The organism is Ancylobacter sonchi (assembly GCF_018390695.1).
Classification (GTDB): Bacteria; Pseudomonadota; Alphaproteobacteria; order Rhizobiales; family Xanthobacteraceae; genus Ancylobacter; species Ancylobacter sonchi.
The window spans coordinates 537,178-557,282 of record NZ_JAHBGF010000020.1 but is presented as its reverse complement, the minus strand read 5'-3'; the positions used below and the strand labels follow the sequence as shown (position 1 = coordinate 557,282).

Genomic DNA, 20,105 nt, shown 5'->3' with positions numbered 1-20,105 from the left:
GATGAAGCTGTCCAAGCGCGGGCTGAACACGGCGGCCTATGTCGTCTTCATCGCCCTCATCCTCGCCGCGCCGCTGGTGTTCGACGTCTTCTGGCTGAACCGGCTGTCGAAATATCTGGTGTTCGGCATGCTCGGGGCCGCCATCGCGCTGTCCTGGGGCTATGCCGGCGTCCTCAATCTCGGGCAGGGCCTGTTCTTCGGCCTCGGCGCCTATGCGATCGCCATGTCGCTGAAGCTCGCCAGCGCCACCAGCCTCGCCCAGGGTTCGGATACCCCGATCCCCGACTTCATGCTGTGGAACGCCGAGCCGGGCGCGCCGACCGAGCTGTGCTGCATCACCCAGGGCTCCTTCCTGTGGATCCCGTTCCAGCACACCTGGTTCGGCATACTGATGGGCATCGTGCTGCCGGTCGTCGTGGCGCTGGCGCTGGGGCTCATCATGTTCCGCAAGCGCATCTCCGGCGTGTTCATCTCCATCATCACCCTCGCGGTGGTGCTGCTGGTGCGGCTGCTGATCGTGCAGGCGCAGCCGCTCACCAACGGCTTCAACGGGCTGACCGATCTCGGCTATCTCACTGTGCTGGGCCTCGAATTCGACCCCTACATGCCGCAGACCTACTACCTGATCGCCATCAGCCTGGCGCTGGTGCTGATCGGCACGCGGATGCTGGTCGAGACGCGCTCGGGCCTCATTCTGCAGGCGATCCGCGACGATGACCGCCGCGCCCGCTTCCTCGGCTTCGACGTGCCGCGCTACCAAGCCTTCTTCTTCTGCGTCTCGGCGGCGATCTCGGGCTATGCCGGCATGCTCTATGTGATGGCCTCGGAATTCGCCTCGCCGACCTTCATGGACCTGTCCTTCTCCATCACCATGGTGGTGTGGGCGGCGGTCGGCGGGCGCAACTCGGTGCTCGGGGCCTGTATCGGCGCCCTCCTCATCAACATGATCGAGGCGACCGTCTCGGAGACGCCGGCGCTGATGGAAGCCTGGCGGGTGGTGATCGGCCTCGCCTTCGTCTTCGCCGTGCTGTTCCTGCCGCGCGGCCTCGCCGGCCTCGCCATGAGCCTGCGCGACTGGCTGGTCGCCCGCAGCGCCGCCGAGCCGCGCTCCCTCGCCGAGCCCGCCCCCGCCGAGGAGAGGAGCTGAGCCATGCCCTCGACACTGATTGGCGCCGATCCCGCCAGCGCCGCGCTCACCCTCGACGGCTTGACCGTCGACTTCGCCGGCTTCCGCGCCGTCGACACCGTGTCCACCGTGATCGAGAGCGGCGAGCTCCGGGTGCTGCTCGGCGCCAATGGTGCCGGCAAGACCACGCTCATGGACCTCGTCTCCGGCAAGACACGCCCAACCACCGGGCGCGTCTTCCTCGGCGATATCGAGATCACCGGGCTGGAAGAACATCGCATCGCCCAGGCCGGGCTCGGGCGGAAATTCCAGATTCCCAGCGTGTTCCGAGACCTCAGCGTGCGACGCAATCTCGAGGTCGCCTCCTGCCGCAATCCCGGCGTGTTCGCCAATCTGCGGCTCGGCTTCTCGCTTGCGCAGACGCGGCGCGTCGAGGAAATCCTCGCCGTCGTCGGGCTGGAATCCAAGCAGGAAGTGGAGGCCGGCAGCCTCAGCCATGGCGAGACCCAGTGGCTGGAGCTCGGCATGCTGATGGCGCAGGACCCAAAGGTGATCCTGCTCGACGAGCCAACCGCCGGTATGACCGAGGCGGAGACGATGAAGACCGCCGCCATCATCAAGGCGATGCGCGGACGGCACACCATCGTCGTGGTCGAGCACGACATGGCGTTCGTGCGCGAGATCGCCAGCCGCATCACCGTGATGCATCTCGGCCGCATCCTCGCAGAAGGGCCGATCGCGGAGATCGAGACCAATCCCGACGTGCGTGCCGCCTATCTCGGCTCGAAGGGGATCCAGTGATGCTCACCCTGGAAAAGGTCGACAGCTTCTACGGCCGCAGCCATATCCTGCACGGTCTCGACCTCGCCGTGCCCGGCGGCGAAATCACCGCCATCGTCGGGCGCAACGGCACCGGCAAGACCACCCTGCTCAAGACCATCATGGGGCTCACCGACCGCATCGGCGGGCGCATCGTCCTCGACGGGCGGGAGCTTTCGGCCGAGCCGACCCATAAGCGTGCCCGCGCCGGTATCGCCTATGTGCCGCAGGGCCGGCAGATCATCCCGGACTTCACCATCCGGGAGAACATCGTGATGGGCGGCTTCGCCACGACGGGACGCGGCCGCCCGCGCTCCGGCGGCATCCCTCCGCTGGTGCCCAAGCTGTTCCCCTATCTCATGCAGAACCTCGACCGGCCGGGCGGCGTGCTTTCCGGCGGCCAGCAGCAGCAGCTCGCCATCGCCCGCGCGCTCGCCGCCGAGCCGAGCGTCCTGCTGCTCGACGAGCCGACAGAAGGGATCCAGCCCAACATCGTCGAGGAGATCCAGAACATCGTCGTGCGGCTCAACGCCGAGGAGGGACTGACCATCGTCCTCGTCGAGCAGAACGTCGCCTTCGCCCGCTCCGCCGGCCACCACTTCGCGATGCTGGAAAAGGGGCGCGCCGTCGCCTCCGGTCCCATCGCCACGCTGACCGACGAGCTCATCCACCGGCACATCGCCGTCTAACCCGTTCCCAATCCGTCCCGCGAGGGCGCCATTCCGGAGGAATGCCATGCAGCATGGAGACATCACCTCAAGCGCCGATTCCGTCGGCGTCGCCGTCGTCAACTACAAGATGCCGCGGCTGCACACGCGGGCGGAGGTGATCGCCAATGCCCGCAAGATCGCCGACATGCTGGTCGGCATGAAGCGGGGCCTGCCGGGCATGGATCTGGTGATCTTCCCGGAATACTCGACCCACGGGATCATGTACGACCCCGCCGAGATGTACGAGACCGCGTCGCAGATCCCCGGCGAGGAGACCGAGATCTTCGCCGAGGCCTGCCGCGCCGCCGGTGTCTGGGGCGTGTTCTCGCTCACCGGCGAACGCCATGAGGAGCACCCCAACAAGGCGCCCTATAACACGCTGATCCTGATGAACGACAAGGGCGAGATCGTCCAGAAGTACCGCAAGATCATGCCGTGGGTGCCGATCGAGGGCTGGTATCCCGGCGACTGCACCTATGTCTCCGAAGGCCCGAAGGGCATGAAGATCAGCCTGATCATCTGCGACGACGGCAACTACCCGGAAATCTGGCGCGACTGCGCGATGAAGGGCGCCGAGCTGATCGTCCGCTGCCAGGGCTACATGTATCCGGCCAAGGAGCAGCAGGTGGTCATGGCCAAGGCCATGGCGTGGGCCAACAATGTCTATGTGGCGGTCGCCAACGCCGCCGGCTTCGACGGCGTCTACACCTATTTCGGCCGCTCGGCGATCGTCGGCTTCGACGGGCGCACCCTCGGCGAATGCGGCGAGGAGGAGTACGGCATCCAGTACGCCCAGCTCTCCGTCCCGCTGATCCGCGAAGCCCGCACCAAGGGCCAGGCGCAGAACCACCTCTACAAGCTGCTGCACCGTGGCTACACCGGCATGATCAATTCCGGTGAGGATGCGCGCGGCACCTGCGCGCTGCCGTTCGAATTCTACAAGAAGTGGGCGAACGACCCCGAAGGCACCCGCGACATGGTGGAGGCGATGACCCGTTCGGCCCCGGGCGTCGAGGACTGCCCGATCGAGGGTATCCCGACCAAGCTCGCCACCGGTCATCGCTGAGCCCCACCGTCCGCCTAGGCGCGCGGGAGGAGCGTCCCCCCACGGCCGTCACCCCGGACCGTGCTCCTCCCAGCCTGCCGATGCGCCGCCCTTCGGCGCATCGGCCCCTCTTCCCTCTCCCGGAGTTGGCGTCATGACCGCACCTGCCGGCCTCCAATCGGACGAGGATGTCCTCGTCTCCACCCTCGTCGGATCGCGGCTCGATCACGATCTCGGCCACCGCCTGCACCATATGGAGCATGACGGGACGGTCGAGACCGTCCGGCTCGAGACCCGCGACATGACCCGCCGGCGGCTGCGGGTGGTCACCGACCGCGGCACGCCGTGCCTCATCGCCCTGCCGCGCAGCGAGCAGCTGTTCGACGGCGCGATCCTGCTGCTCGACGCCCACCGCGCCATCGTCGTACGGGCGCTCGAGCAGGCCTGGCTGCGGCTGCGCCCGGCCAGCCTGCCGGACGCGCTGCAGCTCGGCTACGCCGCCGGCAACCTGCACTGGAAGGTGCGGTTCGACGGCGGCGACGTCGAGGTGGCGCTGGAGGCGCCGCGTCAGGCCTATCTGGACCGCGTCCGCGACCTGATCGCCGACGGCCGCGTCACCATCGTCGAGACGGGCGCCTGAACATGGACGCATCGGCGCTGCTCCTCGCCCTGCGCTTCGGCGACACCGCGTTCCCGAGCGGCGGCTTCGCCTTCTCGCAGGGGCTCGAAGGCCTCGGCGCGGTCAGCGGTGCCCGGCCGGACACCGACGCCATCGCCGGCTTCCTCACCGAGCAGGTCCGCCACCGCTGGGGATCGGCCGAACGGGTGACGCTGGTGCAGTGTCATCGCGGCGATGGCGACCTCGACGCCATCGCCGCGCTCGACCACGACCTCGATTTGTCGAGCTTCAGCGAGCCGCTGCGGCTGGGCGCGCGGCGCAACGGCGCAGCGCTGCTCGCCACCCATCTGCGCCTCGGCACGCCCGGTGCGGCGGCCTACCGCGCGCGGGTAGCGGACGGCGCGGCGCCCGGCACGCTCGCCGCCGTGCAGGGGCTGCTGTGGCGGGCCTCCGGCCTCGACGAGGCGTCCGCCGCTCTCCTCGCCGGCTACCAGCTCGTCACCGGCGGGCTGACGGCCGCGACGCGGCTCGGCCTGATCGGCGCGCTCGGCGCCCAGCAGGCGATGCCCGCACTGCTCGCCACGGTGGCGGCGGTCTGCGCCGAGCCGGTCGCCTCCGACGCCGAACCGGTCGGCTTCTCGCCCTTTTCCGACATCGCCGCCGCGCGGCAGGCCCGCCTGCCGTTGCGCCTGTTTTCCAACTGAGAGGCGGACCATGCTGCTGACGCCCACCGAATATGAACGGCTCACGATCTTCTCCGCCGCCGAGCTGGCCCGGAAGCGCCGCGCGCGCGGCCGCAAGCTCAACGCCCCCGAGGCGACGGCGCTGATCGCCGACGAGATCCTCGAGGGCGCCCGGGACGGCCGCAGCGTCGCCGAGATGATGGAGCTCGGCGCCAGTCTCCTCACCACCGACGACGTGATGGACGGGGTCGACGCGCTCATCCCCATGCTGCAGGTGGAGGCGACCTTCCCGGACGGTACCAAGCTCGTCACCGTGCACGAGCCGATCCGCCCCGGCCACGCCGTGCCCACGGAGACGCGGGTGCCCGGCGAGATCATCGCCGCTCCGGGTGAGATCGAGCTCAATGTCGGCCGCCGCACCGCGCAGCTCTCGGTGACCAACACCGGCGACCGGCCGGTGCAGATCGGCAGCCACTTCCATTTCTTCGAGGCCAACCGCGCCCTCGATTTCGACCGCGCGACGGCTTTCGGCATGCGCCTCAACATCCCCGCCGGCACCGCCGTTCGCTTCGAGCCCGGTCAGGCGAAGGAGGTGGCGCTGGTCGCCTTTGGCGGCATTGGCGAGGTAAGCGGGCTCAACGGCCTGACCAACGGATCGACCGCCCCCGAAGCGGCGGACGCCGCGCTCGACCGCGCCCGCGCCGCCGGCTTCCGCGGCGCCTGAGTTTCACGAAGGAGACGAGCCATGGCCCGGATGAGCCGCGCCGACTATGCCGCCATGTACGGCCCCACCACCGGCGACGGCGTGCGCCTCGGCGACACCTCGCTGATCGCCGTGGTCGAGAAGGACCATGCCGTCTATGGCGAGGAATGCCTGCACGGCGGCGGCAAGACCCTGCGCGACGGCATGGGCACCGTCGCCGGCCTGACCAGCGCCGATGGTGCGCTCGACATGCTGCTGTGCAACGTCGTGGTGATCGACGCGGTGCTCGGCATCGTCAAGGGCGACCTCGGCATCAAGGACGGGCGCATCGTCGGCATCGGCAAGGCCGGCAACCCCGCTATCATGGACGGCGTCGACCCGCGCCTGCGCGTCTCCGCCGCCACCACGGTGCGCGACTGCGAGGGGCTGATCGCGACCGCCGGCGCCATCGACGTCCACGTGCATTTCGACAGCGCCCAGCTGTGCGAGCACGCCATCGCGTCTGGCATCACCACCATGATCGGCGGCTCGCTCGGCCCGATCACCGTCGGCATCGACTGCGGCGGGCCGTTCAATGTCGGCAAGATGCTGCAGGCATCTGAAGCGTGGCCGATCAATTTCGGCTTCCTCGGCCGCGGCAACTCCCACAAGCCCGCTTCGCTCGTCGAGCAGATGCGCACCGGGGCCCTGGGACTGAAGCTGCACGAGGACTGGGGCTCGATGCCTGCCGCCATCGACACCTGCCTGAAGGTGGCTGACGATCTCGACTTCCAGGTGCAGATCCACACCGACACGCTGAACGAGAGCGGCTTTCTCGAGGATACGCTGGCCGCCATCGCCGGCCGCACCATCCATATGTACCACACCGAGGGTGCCGGCGGCGGCCATGCGCCTGATATCATCAAGGTGGCCGGCTACGGCCATTGCCTGCCGTCCTCGACCAACCCGACCAACCCCTACACGGTCAACACCTTCGACGAACACCTCGACATGACGATGGTGTGCCACCACCTCAATCCGGCGATCCCGGAGGACGTGGCCTTCGCCGAGAGCCGCATCCGCCCGCAAACCATCGCGGCAGAGGACATCCTGCACGACATCGGCGCCATCTCCATGCTGGGCTCGGACAGCCAGGGCATGGGCCGCATCCATGAGGTGATCACCCGCACCTGGCAGCTGGCCTCCAAGATGAAGGACCAGCGCGGCCGCCTGCCGGAGGAGGCGACGTTCGGCGACAATGAGCGTATCCGCCGCTACATCGCCAAATACACCATCAACGCCGCCCGCACCTTCGGCATCGACGCCCATGTCGGCTCGCTGGAAGACGGCAAGATGGCCGACATCGTGGTCTGGCGGCCGGCCTATTTCGGCTCCAAGCCGGAATTGATCATCAAAAGCGGCTTCATCGCCTGGGGCGCGATGGGCGACAGCGCCGCGTCGCTGATGACCTGCGAGCCGCTGGCGCTGCGCCCGCAATGGGGCGCCTTCGGCCGCGCCGCCTCCCAGCTCTCCGCCTGCTTCGTGCATCCCTTCGCCATCGAGGACAACCTCGCCGGCACGCTCGGCCTCACCAAGGCGCTACTGCCCGCCATCGGCACGCGCACGCTCTCGAAGCGCGACATGCTGCGCAACGACGCGCTGCCGACCATCGAGGTCAATCCGTCCACCTTCGACGTCTTCGTCGACGGTGTGCTGGCCACCTGCGAGCCCGCGACCAAGCTGCCGCTGACGCAGCGCTACATGCTGAGGTGACGAGATGAACGACCTCTCCCCCTCCCGCCAGCCGGTTCCACCGCATCCCGCCAACGCCGCCCGCATCGGCATCGGCGGCCCGGTCGGCTCCGGCAAGACCGCGCTGATCGAGGCACTGCTGCCGGTGTTCCAGCGGCGCGGCATCTCGGTGGCCGTCGTCACCAACGACCTCGTCACCGCCGAGGATGCCGAACGGCTGCGCCGTTCCGGCATCATCGACCCCGCCCGCGTGCTGGCGGTGGAGGCCGGCGCCTGCCCGCATACGGTGATCCGCGAGGATCCGACGCTGAACATCCTCGCTGCCGACGAACTCGACGCCCGCTTCCCCGGGCTCGAACTCGTCATCATCGAATCCGGCGGCGACAATCTCGCCTCGACCTTCTCGCTCGACCTCGTCGACTGGTGGATCTTCGTCATCGACGTGGCGGGCGGCGGCGACATCCCGAGGAAGCGCGGGCCGGGCGTGCTGCAATGCGACCTGCTGGTCGTCAACAAGGTCGACCTCGCCCCGCATGTCGGCGTCGATCTCGACGCGATGCTGGAGGAGGCGCGCGCGGTGCGCGGCGGCAGCCCCCTGCTCGCCACGGCCTGTCGCGCCGGCATCAACATCGAGGCGGTAGCGGACGCGATCTGCGCGGCGGTGCTGATCCGCCGATGAACGCCCCCCTCGCCTCCCTCCGCCGGCCCGAACTCGACATCGCAGTGGAACGCCGCGGCCCGGCGAGCCGCCTCGTCGGGCGCTATGTCACCTACCCGTTCCACCTCACGCGTCTCTTCGCGCTCGATGCCGCACGTCCGGAAGTGGCGACGCTCTACATGCAGTCCTCTTCCGGCGGCTTCTATGCCGGAGAGGACCTGACAGTGCAGGTGCGGGTCGGCGCTGGCGCGGCGTTGCACCTCACCACCCAGGCCTCGACGCTGGTGCATGGCGATCGCGGCCGCACAGCGCGGATGCGCGTCCTCGTCGAGGTCGCGGCGGGAGGCTTTCTCGCCTACACGCCGGACCCGCAGATCCTGTTTCCCGGTGCCGCTTCGGATACGCGGCTGGACATCGCCCTCGAGGGCGATGCCGTCGCCTTCCTCGCCGACGGCCTGCTGGTGCACGATCCGAAGAACGCCGGCGGCATGCCGCTCGCCTATCGAAGCCGCGTCGACGTGCGTCGCGACGGGCAGCTCGTCGCCAGCGACCGCCAGGTGGTCGATGGCCCGGACCTCGCGCGGCCGGACGGTCCGCTGCACGGCCACCGCGTCGCGGCAAGCGCGCTATGGCTGACCGCGGAGACCGATGCGCACGGCTTCGAGGATGCACTCGACCGACCCGGCTGCCTTGCCGGGGTGAGCTCGCTGCCGAACGGCGCCGGCCTCGGCCTGCGCCTGCTGGCCCGCGACGGCGCCGCCCATGAGCGGGCCATGCGCGCGGCCTTCGCCCATGTCTTCGCCGCGCGCTTCGGCGTGCCACCGGCGGTGCGGCGCAAATAGAATCAGCGCACAGTGAGCTGGTAGTAAAGTGCCGCCAGCCGCTGCGGCAACTCCGATACACGCGTTACGCCAAAGGTGTTGCGCCGGCCGAACATGGCGGCACCGGCCTTGTCGGCCGCCTCGCCCAGCGCGACGCAGAACACGTCGAGCCCCTGCCCCCGCGCCCGGGCGACCGCGTGCTTGGCATCCTCGATAAGATATTCCGACTCCTCGACGTCGATGTCCGAAGGCTCGCCATCGGTCACCACCACGAGCACGCGACGATGATGGGCACGCGACGCCAAGCGGGCGGCGCCATGACGCAACGCCGCACCGAGGCGGGTGGAATAGGCCGGCTGCAGGCCCGCGAGGCGCGGCAGCGCCGCCTCCCAGCGCTCGTCGAAGTTCTTCAGCGGGGTGATGCGCACATCCGCCCGGCCATTGGAGGCGAAGGCATCCGCGGCGAAAGGATCGCCCAACCCGGCCAGCGCTTCCCCGAGCAGAGCCACCGACAGCGCGGCGGTCGAGAGCACTGTCTCACCCTCACCGGCCACCGGATCGGCGGTCGATTGCGAGATGTCGAGCAACAGCATCAGCGCGACGTCGCGGCCCTGCCTGTGCTTGGCCATGTGGATGCGCGGATCGGGCATCTCGCGCAGTCGCAGCGCCTGCATCGCCTCCTGTGCCGCCTCCAGATCGAGGTCGTCCCCCTGCATGCGCCGGCGCAGGCGCGTCGGACGGTCTAGCCGAGCCCGACGCACCAGCGCGTCGATGCGGGCCCGTACGCCCCGCGCCACCGCGAGCCGCGCGCGCAGCGGATCGGTCGCGCCCTCGGCGGCGGGATAGAGCCGCACCGTCACATGGTCCGGCTGCTCGGCGCGCAGCCGGTGGTGCCATTCCGGGTGGAGCGCGATGAGCGTACCCTCCTCATCCTCTGCGCGCGGTTGCGCGCGGGCGCGCTCGCCGGGTTCAGCCGGGGCGTCGGAGGACCCGGCGTCGACCTCCTCCTCGCGAATGCGCGCCGCCTCCACCATCAATTCGAGCGCGTCCGCGTTCTCGGGGTCGGTCTCGGCCCAGTCGAACAGGCCGAGCCCGTCGTCGCGATAAAGCGGCTGAACGACATAGCCTTTGGCGTCGAAGGGAATGCGGAGCTGCCCAAGGTCATGGCCGATGACACGGGCAATCTCCGGCACAAAGGACTGCTGCGCGGGATCGGCGGCGAAGGCATCGTCGAACAGGCGCCGGGCCTTCGCGATCCAGCCGTCGCCATCGGCGAACGCAGGATCGGCGAGACCGCGCGCCAACCGCGCGAACAGCGAGGGGATCGTCTGGATCCGGCTCGCCGGCGCGTGGTGAAGCCCGCCCCACAGCCGCGCAAGGCCGGGATAGCGCCGGGTCGCCAACCGCTCGACGCGTGCATCCTCCAGCAGCGCGACGAGAGCGAGTTGCACCGGCTTCATCCGCCCGACCGCAAATCGCGTCGTGGTGAAGGCACGATGGCAGGCGGCATGCAGCACCGCCGCCTCGAAGGTCGTCGGCGCCTCGGCGGCCGGCAGATCGGTAAAGCGCGCGGGCATCAGAAGCAGTCCACCGGCGAGACGGGTACGGCGCAGGCCGCGATCGGCGATCACACGCACCTCCGGCTCGAAGCCGAAAAGCGCACGCGTCACCTTGCGCAGCCTTTCCTCATGCGGTGCGTAGCGTATCGCACCTGCCCGTTCGGCCAGGCGTTGCCGGGCGGCCGCGTCCGCCAGCCGGAAATAGGCGGCCCGCCGCCGCCGGTCGGCCGGATGGAGAGCCAGCCCATCGGCGATCCAGGCCTCGAGCCCCGATGCATCCACCGCATCGACGATGTCGTCGAACGCATCGAGCAGCGGCGCAACCGCGTCCGCGGCACGTTCCGCGAGGCCGGCCAAAATCCGAAGCACCGCAGCAAGGTGGGCGCCATCCTCGCCATAATGGACACGTGCCGCGACGGCCTCCACCGCACGGCGGGCGACAGCGGCGCCGGCGTGGCGACACAGCGTCCGCGTGGCCGACCACAGCGCCAGCAGTGCCGGTACCGACGTGCCGGGCAAGAGGCGCGTTTCCAGCGACCAGAGAGCCTCGAGCAGGGCCGGACCGGCATTGGCGTCGTAGAGGGCCGCCACCGACCCTGCCCACATATCGGCGTCCGCAACCTCGACATGGCGCGCGACGAGAAGACGGGCGGCGGCGAAGCGGGCCGCGAGTTCGGGACGGCCCGCGAGACGACGTGCCAGCACATCGCCCGAATGCGCGCCCTCGTCCGGGGCGGAGAGGCGGAGCGAGGCCGGCACCATGCCGGCACTCACAGGCAGGCCGAGACGACCGAGCGCAGCGCGCCGCGCGTGTCGCGATCATCGGTCAGCGCCGAGACGATGGTCATGTCGCAGGCCTGCGCGATCCCGATGCCGCGGGCGATCAGCTTGCCGGCGCGGATGAGCGTACGGGTCGAGGCTCCTTCGTCCAGGCCACGCCCGCCGAGATTGCGCGAGGCGCTGGCAATGCGCACCAGCTTTTCCGCGATGTCGAGCGCTATGCCGGCCTCTTGCGCGACGATCGCTGTCTCCCGGTCCGCATGGGCGTAGGTGAAGTCGATGGCGGCGAAGCGCTGCTTGGTGGACTCCTTCAGGTCCTTCACCGCGCTCTGGTAGCCGGGATTGTAGGAAATCACGAGGAAGAAGTCGGGATGGGCTGCGACCAGCTCGTTGCGCTTGTCCAGTGGCAGCACCCGCCGCTCGTCGGTGAGCGGATGGATCACCACGGTGGTGTCCTGGCGTGCCTCGACGATTTCATCGAGGTAGCAGATGGCCCCGTGGCGCACCGCCTCGGTGAGCGGCCCATCGCGCCAGACCGTCCCGTCGGCATCAAGCAAATAGCGTCCCACCAGATCGGATGCGGTCATGTCCTCGTGGCAGGCGACGGTGATCAGCGGGCGCTTCAGCCGCCAGGCCATATGCTCGACGAAGCGGGTCTTACCGCATCCTGTCGGTCCCTTCAGCATCAAGGGAATGCGCTCCGCATAGGCCGCCTCGAACAGGACGACCTCTTCCGCGACGGGGGCGTAAAATGGCTCTTCGGCTATCGCATACTGGTCGAGGTTCATGCGGCGCGGTTCCTTGCGGCACAATGTGCGCGGGGCTTGAAAACAAAAAGCCCCGCCCGAGCCGGCAGGCTCGGTGCGAGGCGTCATCGCCAGATCCTCGCACGGCGCTGTGCGAGGAGATTTCCCCGGATAATGACGAAGGGCGGTTCGGTCGGCAAGCGGTTTGACGCAGGTACGTGCGCAACGGCGAGACAACTCGGGGCCGTACAGACGAGGGGTCGGCAAGGGCACCACCGGCATGCCACTTGGCGGCGAGGCCCCGGGCGTAGGCACGGCTGGACCGCCGGCGCCCCTGTTAGGCCGGGAGGCGCTTCGCCTCCGCTCTCGCCATCTGAGGCTTGCAGCCGGCCCGTCAGCCTGACGCCATGGAGCCTCAGCCGGCGAGATACCCGGTCAGCATCGCGCGCGTGCCCTTCGCCCACAGCGCCTGCAGCGCCGCCCTGAAGGCGGCCACCACCTCGGTATCCTCGCCGAGATCGCCATAGACCTCCTGCATGGCGAGCCACACGGCGGGATCGGCCTTGGCCTGCCGGGCCCGCGCCGTCAGCGCCTCCCAGTTGGGATCGTTCGCGGCGATGACCGCGCCGGAATCCGACACGCCGGCGCAGTAGCGACACCACAGCGCCGAAGCGAGGATCAGCCCGGTCGGCAACCGCCCGGCAGCGCGGTTGTCGCGGATCGAAGGCACGATGAATTTCGGCTGGCGGTTGGAGCCGTCGAGGCAGAGCCGCCGTACCGTGTCCGCCACCTCGGGATTGGCGAAGCGCTCGCGGATGATGGCGTAATAGGCCGCGAGATCGGTGCCGGGCACCGGCGGCACGATGGGGATGATCTCCTCGCGCTCCACCTTATCGAGGAAGGCGACGATCAGCGCCTCCTCCATCGCCTCGTGCACCAGCTCGATATCCATCAGCCCGCCGGGGTAGGCGATGATGGCGTGGCCGCCATTGAGGATGCGGATCTTCATCGCCTCATAGGCATGGACGTGATCGGTGAAGACGACGCCCACCTTCTCCAGCGCCGGCCGCCCGGCGGGGAAATCGTCCTCCAGCACCCATTGGCGGAATGGCTCGCAGGTCACCGGCACCGGGTCGTCGAGGCCGAAGGCGGCGGCCATGGCGCATTCGCGCTCGCCGGTCGCCGGGGTGATGCGGTCGACCATGCCATTGGGAAACGCGACATGGGCGTCGACCCATCGCGCCAGCTCGGCGTCGAACAGCTCGGCCAGCCCGACCACCACCTGCCGGGTGACATGGCCGTTGCCCGGCAGGTTATCGCAGCTCATCACCGTGAAGGGTGCGATGCCGGCGGCGCGGCGCGCCTTCAGCGCGGCGAGGATGGCGCCGAAGGCGGTCTGCGGCGCGGCGGGATCGGCAGCGTCGGCGACGATCTCACTAGCGGCGGTGTCGAGCCGGCCGGCCGGATCCATGAAATAGCCGCCCTCCGTCACCGTCAGGCTGACGATGCGGATCTCCGGCCGCGACATAGCGGCGATCAGCGGACCATTGCCGGGCTCGACTGGCAGGAAGTCGATCATGGCGCCGACGCGGCGCGCCCGCTTGCCGGAAGGGTCCAGCTCGATGACGGTGGACAGGCAGTCCTGCGCCTTCAGCGCGTCGCGCATCCGCGCATCGGCCGGGCGCACCCCGGCGCCGATGATCGCCCAGTCATGGCCCTCGCCAAGCGCGAACAGGTCGTCGAGATAGACGGCCTGGTGCGCGCGGTGGAAATTGCCCAGCCCGATATGGACGATGCCCGGCGTCAGCTCCGAGCGGTCATAGGCGGGAAGCGATGGGGCGGGCGTATTCATCTCGTGTCATCCAGTTTGCCGCCGTCGACGCCAGCGCCTCGGGCAACGCCTTGATCCGCCTCGCGCGACGCGCGAGGAACCTCCTGCCGGCCGCTGTCGCGGCGCTATCCGGCGACGGCCCGGCCGCCCTCGTCGAAGCGATGCAGCTTGCCGGCCTGCGGCGCGAGGCCGACGGTGTCGCCATAGTTCAGCCCCACCTCGCCGCCGGCGCGCACGGTCAGCGGGCCGATGCCGTCCACCTGCACCTTGAGGAAGGTGTCCGAGCCGAGATGCTCGGCAAGGCCGACCACCCCCTTCCACGGACCGTCGGCGGCGATGGCGATATGCTCGGGCCGCACGCCGATCGTATGGACGCCATGTTTCGCGGCTTCCGCCCCGGCGATGAAGTTCATCTTCGGCGAGCCGATGAAGCCGGCGACGAACAGGTTGGCCGGGCTCTTGTAGAGCTCCAGCGGCGAGCCGACCTGCTCGATGCGTCCGGCGTTCAGCACCACGATCTTGTTGGCCATGGTCATAGCCTCGACCTGGTCGTGGGTAACGTAGATCATCGTGGTCTTAAGCGAGCGGTGCAGCTCGGAGATCTCCTGCCGCATCGAGACGCGCAGCGCCGCATCGAGATTGGACAGCGGCTCGTCGAACAGGAAGGCCGAGGGCTCGCGCACGATGGCCCGGCCGATGGCGACGCGCTGGCGCTGGCCGCCGGACAGCTGGCCTGGCCGGCGGTCGAGATAGGGGGTGAGGTTGAGCACCTTCGCCGCCGCCTCGACCTTGCGCTCCTGCTCGTCCTTCGGCACGCCGGCCATGCGCAGCGGGAAGGCGATGTTCTTGCGCACGCTCATATGCGGGTAGAGCGCGTAGCTCTGGAACACCATGGCGAGGCCGCGCCGGGCCGGCGGCAGGTGGGTGGCGTCGTGCCCGTCGATGGAGATGGTGCCCGACGACGTGTCCTCCAGCCCGGCGATGAGCCGTAGAAGGGTGGACTTGCCGCAGCCGGACGGCCCGACGAACACCGCGAACTCGCCATCGTCGATGGTGAGGTCGATCCCCTGGATGATGGAGACGCCGCCGAACGACTTCTTGACCTCGGAAAGAACGATCTCGCCCATGGCAGTCTCCTATTTCACGGCGCCGAAGGTGAGGCCGCGCACCAGCTGCTTCTGGCTGAACCAGCCGAGGATCAGGATCGGCGCGATGGCCATGGTGCTGGCGGCGGACAATTTCGCGTAGAACAGCCCTTCGGGGCTCGAATAGCTGGCGATGAAGGCGGTCAGCGGCGCCGAGTTGGCGGCGGTGAGGTTCAGCGTCCAGAAGCTCTCGTTCCAGGCGAGGATGACGTTGAGCAGCAGCGTCGAGGCGATGCCCGGCACCGCCATCGGGGTCAGCACGTAGAGGATTTCCGAGCCCAGCGAGGCACCGTCCATGCGTGCCGCTTCGAGGATCTCGCCGGGGATCTCCTTGAAGTAGGTGTAGAGCATCCACACGATGATCGGCAGGTTGACCAGCGTCAGCACGATGACGAGGCCGGTCTTGCTGTCGAGCAGGCCGGTGTCGCGCGCCAGCAGGTAGATCGGCACCAGCACGCCGACCGCCGGCATCATCTTGGTGGACAGCATCCACATGAGCAGGTCCTTGGTCCGCTTGCCCGGCACGAAGGCCATCGACCAGGCGGCGGGAATGGCGATGAGAAGTCCGATCAGCGTCGAGCCGAGCGCGATCACCACCGAGTTCCAGAAATGCGCGAGGTAGTCGGAGCGCTCGTTGACGGTGTGGTAGTTCTCCAGCGTCCAGTCGAAGAACAGGAAGGACGGGTGAGCGTTGATCGCCTCGCCCTCGGTCTTGAAGGAGGTCAGCACCGTCCACAGGATCGGGAAGAAGATGACCAGCCCGACGCCCCAGGCCAGGGCGGTGACGACGGCCTTGCGGCGTGTCGAGACGGCGCGTGACATGTCAGGCCTCCAGGTTCCGGCCGATCATCCGCATGAGGAAGATCGCGACGATGTTGGCGAGGATAACGGCAACGATGCCGCCGGCGGAGCCGAGCCCGACGTCGAATTGCAGCATGGACTGCATGTAGACGAGGAAGGTCAGCGTGGTGGAAGCGGTGCCCGGCCCGCCATTGGTGGTGACGAGGATCTCGGCGAACACCGACAGCAGGAAGATGGTCTGGATCAGCACCACCACGGTGGTCGCCCGCGTCAGATGCGGCACGGTGAGGTGCAGGAAGCGCCAGAACGGTCCGGCACCGTCCATCTCCGCCGCCTCCATCTGCTCGCGGTCGAGGCTCTGCATGGCGGTGAGCAGGATGAGCGTCGCGAAGGGCAGCCATTGCCAGGCGACGATGACGATGATCGAGGCGAGCGGCGCGTCGGCGAAGAAGTCGAAGGGTTCGAGGCCGAGCCCGCGGGCGAAGGCAGCGAACAGCCCGTTCACCGGGTTCATCAGCATGTTCTTCCACACCAGCGCCGAGACGCTGGGCATGACGAAGAACGGCGCGATGACGAGGACGCGCACGATCCCCTGCCCCCACATCGGCTGGTCGAGCAGCACCGCCAGCGCCACCCCGCCGATCACCGTGATGACCAGCACGCCGAGCACCAGCGTCAGCGTGTTGGCCAGCGCCGGCCAGAACGCCGGATCGGTGAAGAAGTAGACGTAGTTCTCGAAGCCAGTGAACGCCTCCGTCCCCGGCATCAGCAGGTTGAAGCGCAGGAAGGAGAAATAGATGGTCATGCCGAGCGGCACGATCATCCAGAGGAACAGCAGCAGCACCGCCGGGGAGAGCATCAGCCGGCTTGCGGTCTGCGAGGCTTGCGTCGCCATGGGTGGGCTCCCGGCGTGGGCAGGCGGCCGGCGGCATCCGCCGCGCCTGCGAGGCAAGGGTGGGACTGCGGAACGGGTGGCGGGCGGCGCGAGGGAAGCGCCGCCCGGCCTCGGGTGCCCGCTATTTGGGATAGCCGGCGCGGGTCATCTCGCGGGAGGTCAGCGCCTGCGAGGCGGCCAGGGCCTGGTCGGCGGTCGCCTTGCCGGCGAGTGCTGCCGAGAATTGCTGGCCGACCGCGGTGCCGATGGCCTGGAACTCGGGGATCGCCACGAACTGGCCGCCGGTATAGGGAACGGGCTGCTCGGACGGCTTCTGGGTGTTGGCCGCCTCGATGGCCTTGAGCGTCATCGGCGCGAAGGGCGCCGCCTTCAGATAGGCCTCGTTCTTGTAGAGCGAGGTGCGGGTGCCCGGCGGCACGTTGGCGATGCCCTCCTTCTCCGCCACCAGCTTGGTGTAGGCCGGCGAGGTCGCCCAGGCGACGAAGGTCTTGGCGGCGTCGGCCTTGGTGGTGCTGGCGGGAATGGCGAGGTTCCACGACCACAGCCAGTTGCCGTGGTTAGAGCCGCCCGCGCGGGTCGGCGCCGGCGCGAAGCCCACCTTGTCGGCGACCTTGGATTCCTTCGGGTCGGAGATGAAGGAGGCGGCGACGGTGGCGTCGATCCACATGCCGCATTTACCGGTCTGGAACAACGCGAGGTTCTCGTTGAAGCCGTTTGAGGACGAGCCGGGAGGGCCGTAGCTGGTCATCAGCTTCAGATAGGTGTCGAGGGTCTTCTTCCATTCCGGCTTGTCGAATTGCGGCTTCCACTGCATGTCGAACCAGGCGCCGCCCATGGAATTGTTCATCGAGGTGAGGAACGCCATGTTCTCGCCCCAGCCGGCCTTGCCGCGCAGGCAGATGCCGTACACGCCGGCCGCCTTGTCGGTCATCTTGGCCGCCGCCTCGGTGATGAAGCCCCAGTCAGGATTCTCCGGCATCTTCAGCCCGGCCTTCTCCAGAAGATCGGTGCGATACATCAGCATCGAGCTCTCGGCATAGAACGGCGCCGCATACAGCTTGCCGCCCACGGTGAGCGCCGCCGCCACCTGCGGCAGCAGGTCGGCCTGGTCGTAGTCGGCGCCGAGATTGTCGAGCGCGACCAGCCAGTTCTGCTTGGCCCAGATCGGCACCTCGTAATTGCCGATGGTCAGCACGTCGTACTGGCCGCCCTTGGAGGCGATGTCGGTGGTGACGCGCTGGCGCAGCACGTTCTCCTCCAGCGTCACCCAGTTGACCTTGATGTCGGGATGCTTGGCGTTGAAGTCGGATGTGAGCCGCTGCATGCGGATCATGTCGCCATTGTTCACCGTGGCGACGGTGATGGTGGTCTGCGCCGAGACGGCGCTGGTAGCGGCAAGCAGCAGCGACGCGCCCATGAGGGCGCGGGCGGTGACGTTCATGGCTTTCCTCCCTGGCGATTTGAGCAATTCATCGCCTTGTGGGCAAATATTCACCTAGGATGACGCGTCGTCAATTCCCATACCGTGCTGCACCTGCGAGACGCAGGCTCCCTTCTCCCGGCCGGATGGAGCGCAAGGCATGGAAATACGGGGATTCAACGCCGCCGCCACCGCGCCGGTTGCCGGGCGTGGCGACACGTTGGCGTGACGCCGGAATCGTTGGAAAAAGCCGGAGCGGCGGGAGCCGTCAGACGGCCAGCACGCCGCGCGCGGTGGGCTCGTCGGTGATCAGCCCGTTGAGGATGCCCGAGCGCAGCGCCGCCGCGATGGCCGGAACCTTCGACGGGCCGGCGGCCACGCCGATGACCGGGCGGTCGGGCCGGGCGGCCGGCGCCTGCATGCCGCCGAGGCGCTGGTTGATCGCGAGGTCGAGATAGCGGCCCTCGACATCGAAGATGCGGCCGGCGACTTCGCCGACCGCTCCGGCCGCCTGCACCTCGTGCAGCTCCGACGGCTTGAGGAAGCCGTCGGTCAGCAGCGGCGCGTCGTCGCTCATCTGGCCGACGCCGACGAAGGTGACGTCCGCCGCGCGCGCCAGCTCGCGCACCTTGCGCACCGGGCCGAGCGACTGGAAGGTGGCGTTCTCCTCGGCGGTGTCGGAGATCACCGGCACCGGCATCGGGTAGTGCGGCGCATGCACCTTTTCCGCCATCCGCATGATGACGTCGAAATAGGAAGCCGAGCCGTCCGGCGCTATATTGCCGATCAGCGACACCAGCCGATGTTGCGGCGCCTCGATCGCGCTGAGCGCCTCCACCATGCCGCGCATGGCGCGGCCGGTGCCGAGCGCGATGACCAGCGGTTCGGGCTGGCGCAGCACCCGTTCCATCTCCGCCGCCGCCGCCGGCGCGATGGCGCGCACCGGGTCGCGGTCGGCGCCCAGCCCGGGCATGACCCGGCAGCGCACCAGCCGGAAACGCTCGCGCAGCGCGGTCTCCAGCTCCTGGCAGCTCGCCAGGTGATGGTTCAGCCGCACATGGATGAGGCCGGCGGCCACCGCACGGCTCACCAGTCGCTGGGCGCGCTGGCGCGAGACCCCCATCTCAGCGGCGATCTGGTCCTGCGTCAGGCCGCCAATGTAGTAGAGCCAGGCGGCGCGGGCGGCCTGATCGTCGGCGGAGGCATCGAGCTCGGTGGGAAGGTTCATGCGGGATTGGCCCGATCGGCAGACACGGGAACGGGCGACCGGAACAGGTCCGGCAGCGCCTCCCGCAATTCGGTGAAACTGGCGAAACTCCGTTCCGGACGGAGATCGTCCGGCAGGACAGCCGCCCTGAGGGCAAGATGGCTGCCGCCGGTAAAGTGCCACACCTGCATGCCGGCGGCCACGCCCGCCTGAAGGCCGGCGACGCTGTCCTCCACCACGACGCAGGCGGCCGGCTCGGCACCCATGCGGGTGGCGGCATGCAGGAAGAGGTCGGGCGCAGGCTTTCCGCGCGACACCTCGCTCGCGGTGAAGGCGCGGCCGGCAAAGAAGCGCTCGAGCCGCGCGATCCGCAGCGACGCGGCGAGCCGCATCGGCGTCGACGAGGTGGCGAGGCAATAGGGAATATCGAGCGCCTCCAGCGTCTCGACGGCGCCGGGCATCGGCGACAGCGTGCCCTCGAAGGCGGCGATCAGCCGCGCGCGATACTCTGCCTCGAAGCTCGCCGGCAGCACGACGCCGAACTGCTCGCGGACCTCGGTCAGGATCACCTGGTAGGCCCGGCCGATGAAGTGGCGCGCCACGAACTCCATGTCGACGGCAACGCCGTGACAGGCCAGCTCGTCGATGAGCGCGCGGGCGCTGAGCACCTCGCTGTCGATCAGCACGCCATCGCAATCGAAGATGATGAGACCGGGACGCATCCCAGCGGTCTAATCCGCGCCCGGCCGGCCGTCCAGTGCGGCTATGGAAGCCGGAGACGGTCTACCGGGCCGACCCGAGCCACG

The 20,105-nt window shown here is 68.8% G+C and carries 19 protein-coding genes; 10 read left to right on the top strand and 9 right to left on the bottom strand.

What is annotated here, in order from left to right:
* Position 1: 1 nt before the first annotated feature.
* From urtC to KHC28_RS13180, 10 genes are all read left to right on the top strand, one after another.
* Complete coding sequence (gene urtC, locus KHC28_RS13225; protein ID WP_214008805.1) at positions 2-1,147, top strand: urea ABC transporter permease subunit UrtC; 1,146 nt, start codon at positions 2-4, stop codon at positions 1,145-1,147.
* Between the two features lie 3 nt (positions 1,148-1,150).
* Positions 1,151-1,927 (top strand): urea ABC transporter ATP-binding protein UrtD, encoded by a 777-nt coding sequence (urtD, locus tag KHC28_RS13220; RefSeq protein WP_214008804.1) that lies wholly within the window; start codon positions 1,151-1,153, stop codon positions 1,925-1,927.
* On the top strand, positions 1,927-2,634 hold the full coding sequence (gene urtE, locus KHC28_RS13215) for an urea ABC transporter ATP-binding subunit UrtE (protein WP_214008803.1): 708 nt from the start codon (positions 1,927-1,929) through the stop codon (positions 2,632-2,634). Before urtD ends, urtE begins: the two co-directional genes overlap by 1 nt.
* A gap of 46 nt (positions 2,635-2,680) precedes the next feature.
* Positions 2,681-3,721 (top strand): aliphatic amidase, encoded by a 1,041-nt coding sequence (locus KHC28_RS13210; protein ID WP_214008802.1) that lies wholly within the window; start codon positions 2,681-2,683, stop codon positions 3,719-3,721.
* A 133-nt stretch (positions 3,722-3,854) separates the two neighbouring features.
* Positions 3,855-4,340, top strand: a complete 486-nt coding sequence (gene ureE, locus KHC28_RS13205) for an urease accessory protein UreE (protein WP_214008801.1) — start codon at positions 3,855-3,857, stop codon at positions 4,338-4,340.
* 2 nt (positions 4,341-4,342) lie between these two features.
* Entirely contained in the window at positions 4,343-5,023 is a 681-nt protein-coding gene (locus tag KHC28_RS13200; protein WP_214008800.1) for an urease accessory protein UreF, read from the top strand.
* Between the two features lie 10 nt (positions 5,024-5,033).
* Positions 5,034-5,726 (top strand): urease subunit beta, encoded by a 693-nt coding sequence (locus tag KHC28_RS13195; protein ID WP_214008799.1) that lies wholly within the window; start codon positions 5,034-5,036, stop codon positions 5,724-5,726.
* A 21-nt stretch (positions 5,727-5,747) separates the two neighbouring features.
* A complete protein-coding gene (ureC, locus tag KHC28_RS13190; protein WP_214008798.1) occupies positions 5,748-7,457 on the top strand; it encodes an urease subunit alpha in 1,710 nt (569 codons plus the stop codon).
* Positions 7,458-7,461: 4 nt separating this feature from the next.
* The gene (ureG, locus tag KHC28_RS13185; protein ID WP_214008797.1) at positions 7,462-8,115 is read left to right on the top strand and encodes an urease accessory protein UreG; all 654 of its coding nucleotides are present in this window, start codon (positions 7,462-7,464) and stop codon (positions 8,113-8,115) included.
* On the top strand, positions 8,112-8,936 hold the full coding sequence (locus tag KHC28_RS13180; RefSeq protein WP_214008796.1) for an urease accessory protein UreD: 825 nt from the start codon (positions 8,112-8,114) through the stop codon (positions 8,934-8,936). Before ureG ends, KHC28_RS13180 begins: the two co-directional genes overlap by 4 nt.
* Positions 8,937-8,938: 2 nt before the next feature.
* Here KHC28_RS13180 and KHC28_RS13175 read toward each other — a convergent pair whose 3' ends face one another.
* From KHC28_RS13175 to KHC28_RS13135, 9 genes are all read right to left on the bottom strand, one after another.
* On the bottom strand, positions 8,939-11,236 hold the full coding sequence (locus KHC28_RS13175; RefSeq protein WP_214008795.1) for a VWA domain-containing protein: 2,298 nt from the start codon (positions 11,234-11,236) through the stop codon (positions 8,939-8,941).
* Between the two features lie 8 nt (positions 11,237-11,244).
* Positions 11,245-12,042: a CbbQ/NirQ/NorQ/GpvN family protein gene (locus KHC28_RS13170; RefSeq protein WP_214009043.1), complete on the bottom strand. Its 798-nt coding sequence runs from the start codon at positions 12,040-12,042 to the stop codon at positions 11,245-11,247.
* A 373-nt stretch (positions 12,043-12,415) separates the two neighbouring features.
* Positions 12,416-13,852 (bottom strand): mannitol dehydrogenase family protein, encoded by a 1,437-nt coding sequence (locus KHC28_RS13165; RefSeq protein WP_214008794.1) that lies wholly within the window; start codon positions 13,850-13,852, stop codon positions 12,416-12,418.
* A gap of 104 nt (positions 13,853-13,956) precedes the next feature.
* Entirely contained in the window at positions 13,957-14,958 is a 1,002-nt protein-coding gene (locus KHC28_RS13160; protein ID WP_214008793.1) for an ABC transporter ATP-binding protein, read from the bottom strand.
* 9 nt (positions 14,959-14,967) lie between these two features.
* Complete coding sequence (locus tag KHC28_RS13155; RefSeq protein ID WP_214008792.1) at positions 14,968-15,798, bottom strand: carbohydrate ABC transporter permease; 831 nt, start codon at positions 15,796-15,798, stop codon at positions 14,968-14,970.
* A gap of 1 nt (position 15,799) precedes the next feature.
* Positions 15,800-16,672, bottom strand: a complete 873-nt coding sequence (locus tag KHC28_RS13150; RefSeq protein WP_214008791.1) for a carbohydrate ABC transporter permease — start codon at positions 16,670-16,672, stop codon at positions 15,800-15,802.
* Between the two features lie 121 nt (positions 16,673-16,793).
* Positions 16,794-18,113: an ABC transporter substrate-binding protein gene (locus tag KHC28_RS13145; RefSeq protein WP_214008790.1), complete on the bottom strand. Its 1,320-nt coding sequence runs from the start codon at positions 18,111-18,113 to the stop codon at positions 16,794-16,796.
* Positions 18,114-18,360: 247 nt separating this feature from the next.
* The gene (locus KHC28_RS13140; protein ID WP_214008789.1) at positions 18,361-19,320 is read right to left on the bottom strand and encodes a sugar-binding transcriptional regulator; all 960 of its coding nucleotides are present in this window, start codon (positions 19,318-19,320) and stop codon (positions 18,361-18,363) included.
* A complete protein-coding gene (locus KHC28_RS13135) occupies positions 19,317-20,021 on the bottom strand; it encodes an HAD family hydrolase (RefSeq protein ID WP_214008788.1) in 705 nt (234 codons plus the stop codon). Before KHC28_RS13135 ends, KHC28_RS13140 begins: the two co-directional genes overlap by 4 nt.
* Between the last annotated feature and the right edge of the window lie 84 nt (positions 20,022-20,105).

What these genes read in the sequence shown, in the direction of transcription:
- KHC28_RS13135 (WP_214008788.1), bottom strand. Translation starts at nt 20,021, where the DNA reads ATGCGTCCCGGTCTCATCATCTTCGATTGCGATGGCGTGCTGATCGAC.
- ureG (WP_214008797.1), top strand. Translation starts at nt 7,462, where the DNA reads ATGAACGACCTCTCCCCCTCCCGCCAGCCGGTTCCACCGCATCCCGCC.
- ureE (WP_214008801.1), top strand. Translation starts at nt 3,855, where the DNA reads ATGACCGCACCTGCCGGCCTCCAATCGGACGAGGATGTCCTCGTCTCC.
- urtE (WP_214008803.1), top strand. Translation starts at nt 1,927, where the DNA reads ATGCTCACCCTGGAAAAGGTCGACAGCTTCTACGGCCGCAGCCATATC.
- KHC28_RS13210 (WP_214008802.1), top strand. Translation starts at nt 2,681, where the DNA reads ATGCAGCATGGAGACATCACCTCAAGCGCCGATTCCGTCGGCGTCGCC.
- KHC28_RS13170 (WP_214009043.1), bottom strand. Translation starts at nt 12,042, where the DNA reads ATGAACCTCGACCAGTATGCGATAGCCGAAGAGCCATTTTACGCCCCC.
- KHC28_RS13200 (WP_214008800.1), top strand. Translation starts at nt 4,343, where the DNA reads ATGGACGCATCGGCGCTGCTCCTCGCCCTGCGCTTCGGCGACACCGCG.
- KHC28_RS13175 (WP_214008795.1), bottom strand. Translation starts at nt 11,236, where the DNA reads ATGGTGCCGGCCTCGCTCCGCCTCTCCGCCCCGGACGAGGGCGCGCAT.
- KHC28_RS13180 (WP_214008796.1), top strand. Translation starts at nt 8,112, where the DNA reads ATGAACGCCCCCCTCGCCTCCCTCCGCCGGCCCGAACTCGACATCGCA.
- KHC28_RS13140 (WP_214008789.1), bottom strand. Translation starts at nt 19,320, where the DNA reads ATGAACCTTCCCACCGAGCTCGATGCCTCCGCCGACGATCAGGCCGCC.
- urtC (WP_214008805.1), top strand. Translation starts at nt 2, where the DNA reads ATGAAGCTGTCCAAGCGCGGGCTGAACACGGCGGCCTATGTCGTCTTC.
- KHC28_RS13155 (WP_214008792.1), bottom strand. Translation starts at nt 15,798, where the DNA reads ATGTCACGCGCCGTCTCGACACGCCGCAAGGCCGTCGTCACCGCCCTG.
- KHC28_RS13160 (WP_214008793.1), bottom strand. Translation starts at nt 14,958, where the DNA reads ATGGGCGAGATCGTTCTTTCCGAGGTCAAGAAGTCGTTCGGCGGCGTC.
- KHC28_RS13150 (WP_214008791.1), bottom strand. Translation starts at nt 16,672, where the DNA reads ATGGCGACGCAAGCCTCGCAGACCGCAAGCCGGCTGATGCTCTCCCCG.
- ureC (WP_214008798.1), top strand. Translation starts at nt 5,748, where the DNA reads ATGGCCCGGATGAGCCGCGCCGACTATGCCGCCATGTACGGCCCCACC.
- KHC28_RS13145 (WP_214008790.1), bottom strand. Translation starts at nt 18,113, where the DNA reads ATGAACGTCACCGCCCGCGCCCTCATGGGCGCGTCGCTGCTGCTTGCC.
- KHC28_RS13195 (WP_214008799.1), top strand. Translation starts at nt 5,034, where the DNA reads ATGCTGCTGACGCCCACCGAATATGAACGGCTCACGATCTTCTCCGCC.
- KHC28_RS13165 (WP_214008794.1), bottom strand. Translation starts at nt 13,852, where the DNA reads ATGAATACGCCCGCCCCATCGCTTCCCGCCTATGACCGCTCGGAGCTG.
- urtD (WP_214008804.1), top strand. Translation starts at nt 1,151, where the DNA reads ATGCCCTCGACACTGATTGGCGCCGATCCCGCCAGCGCCGCGCTCACC.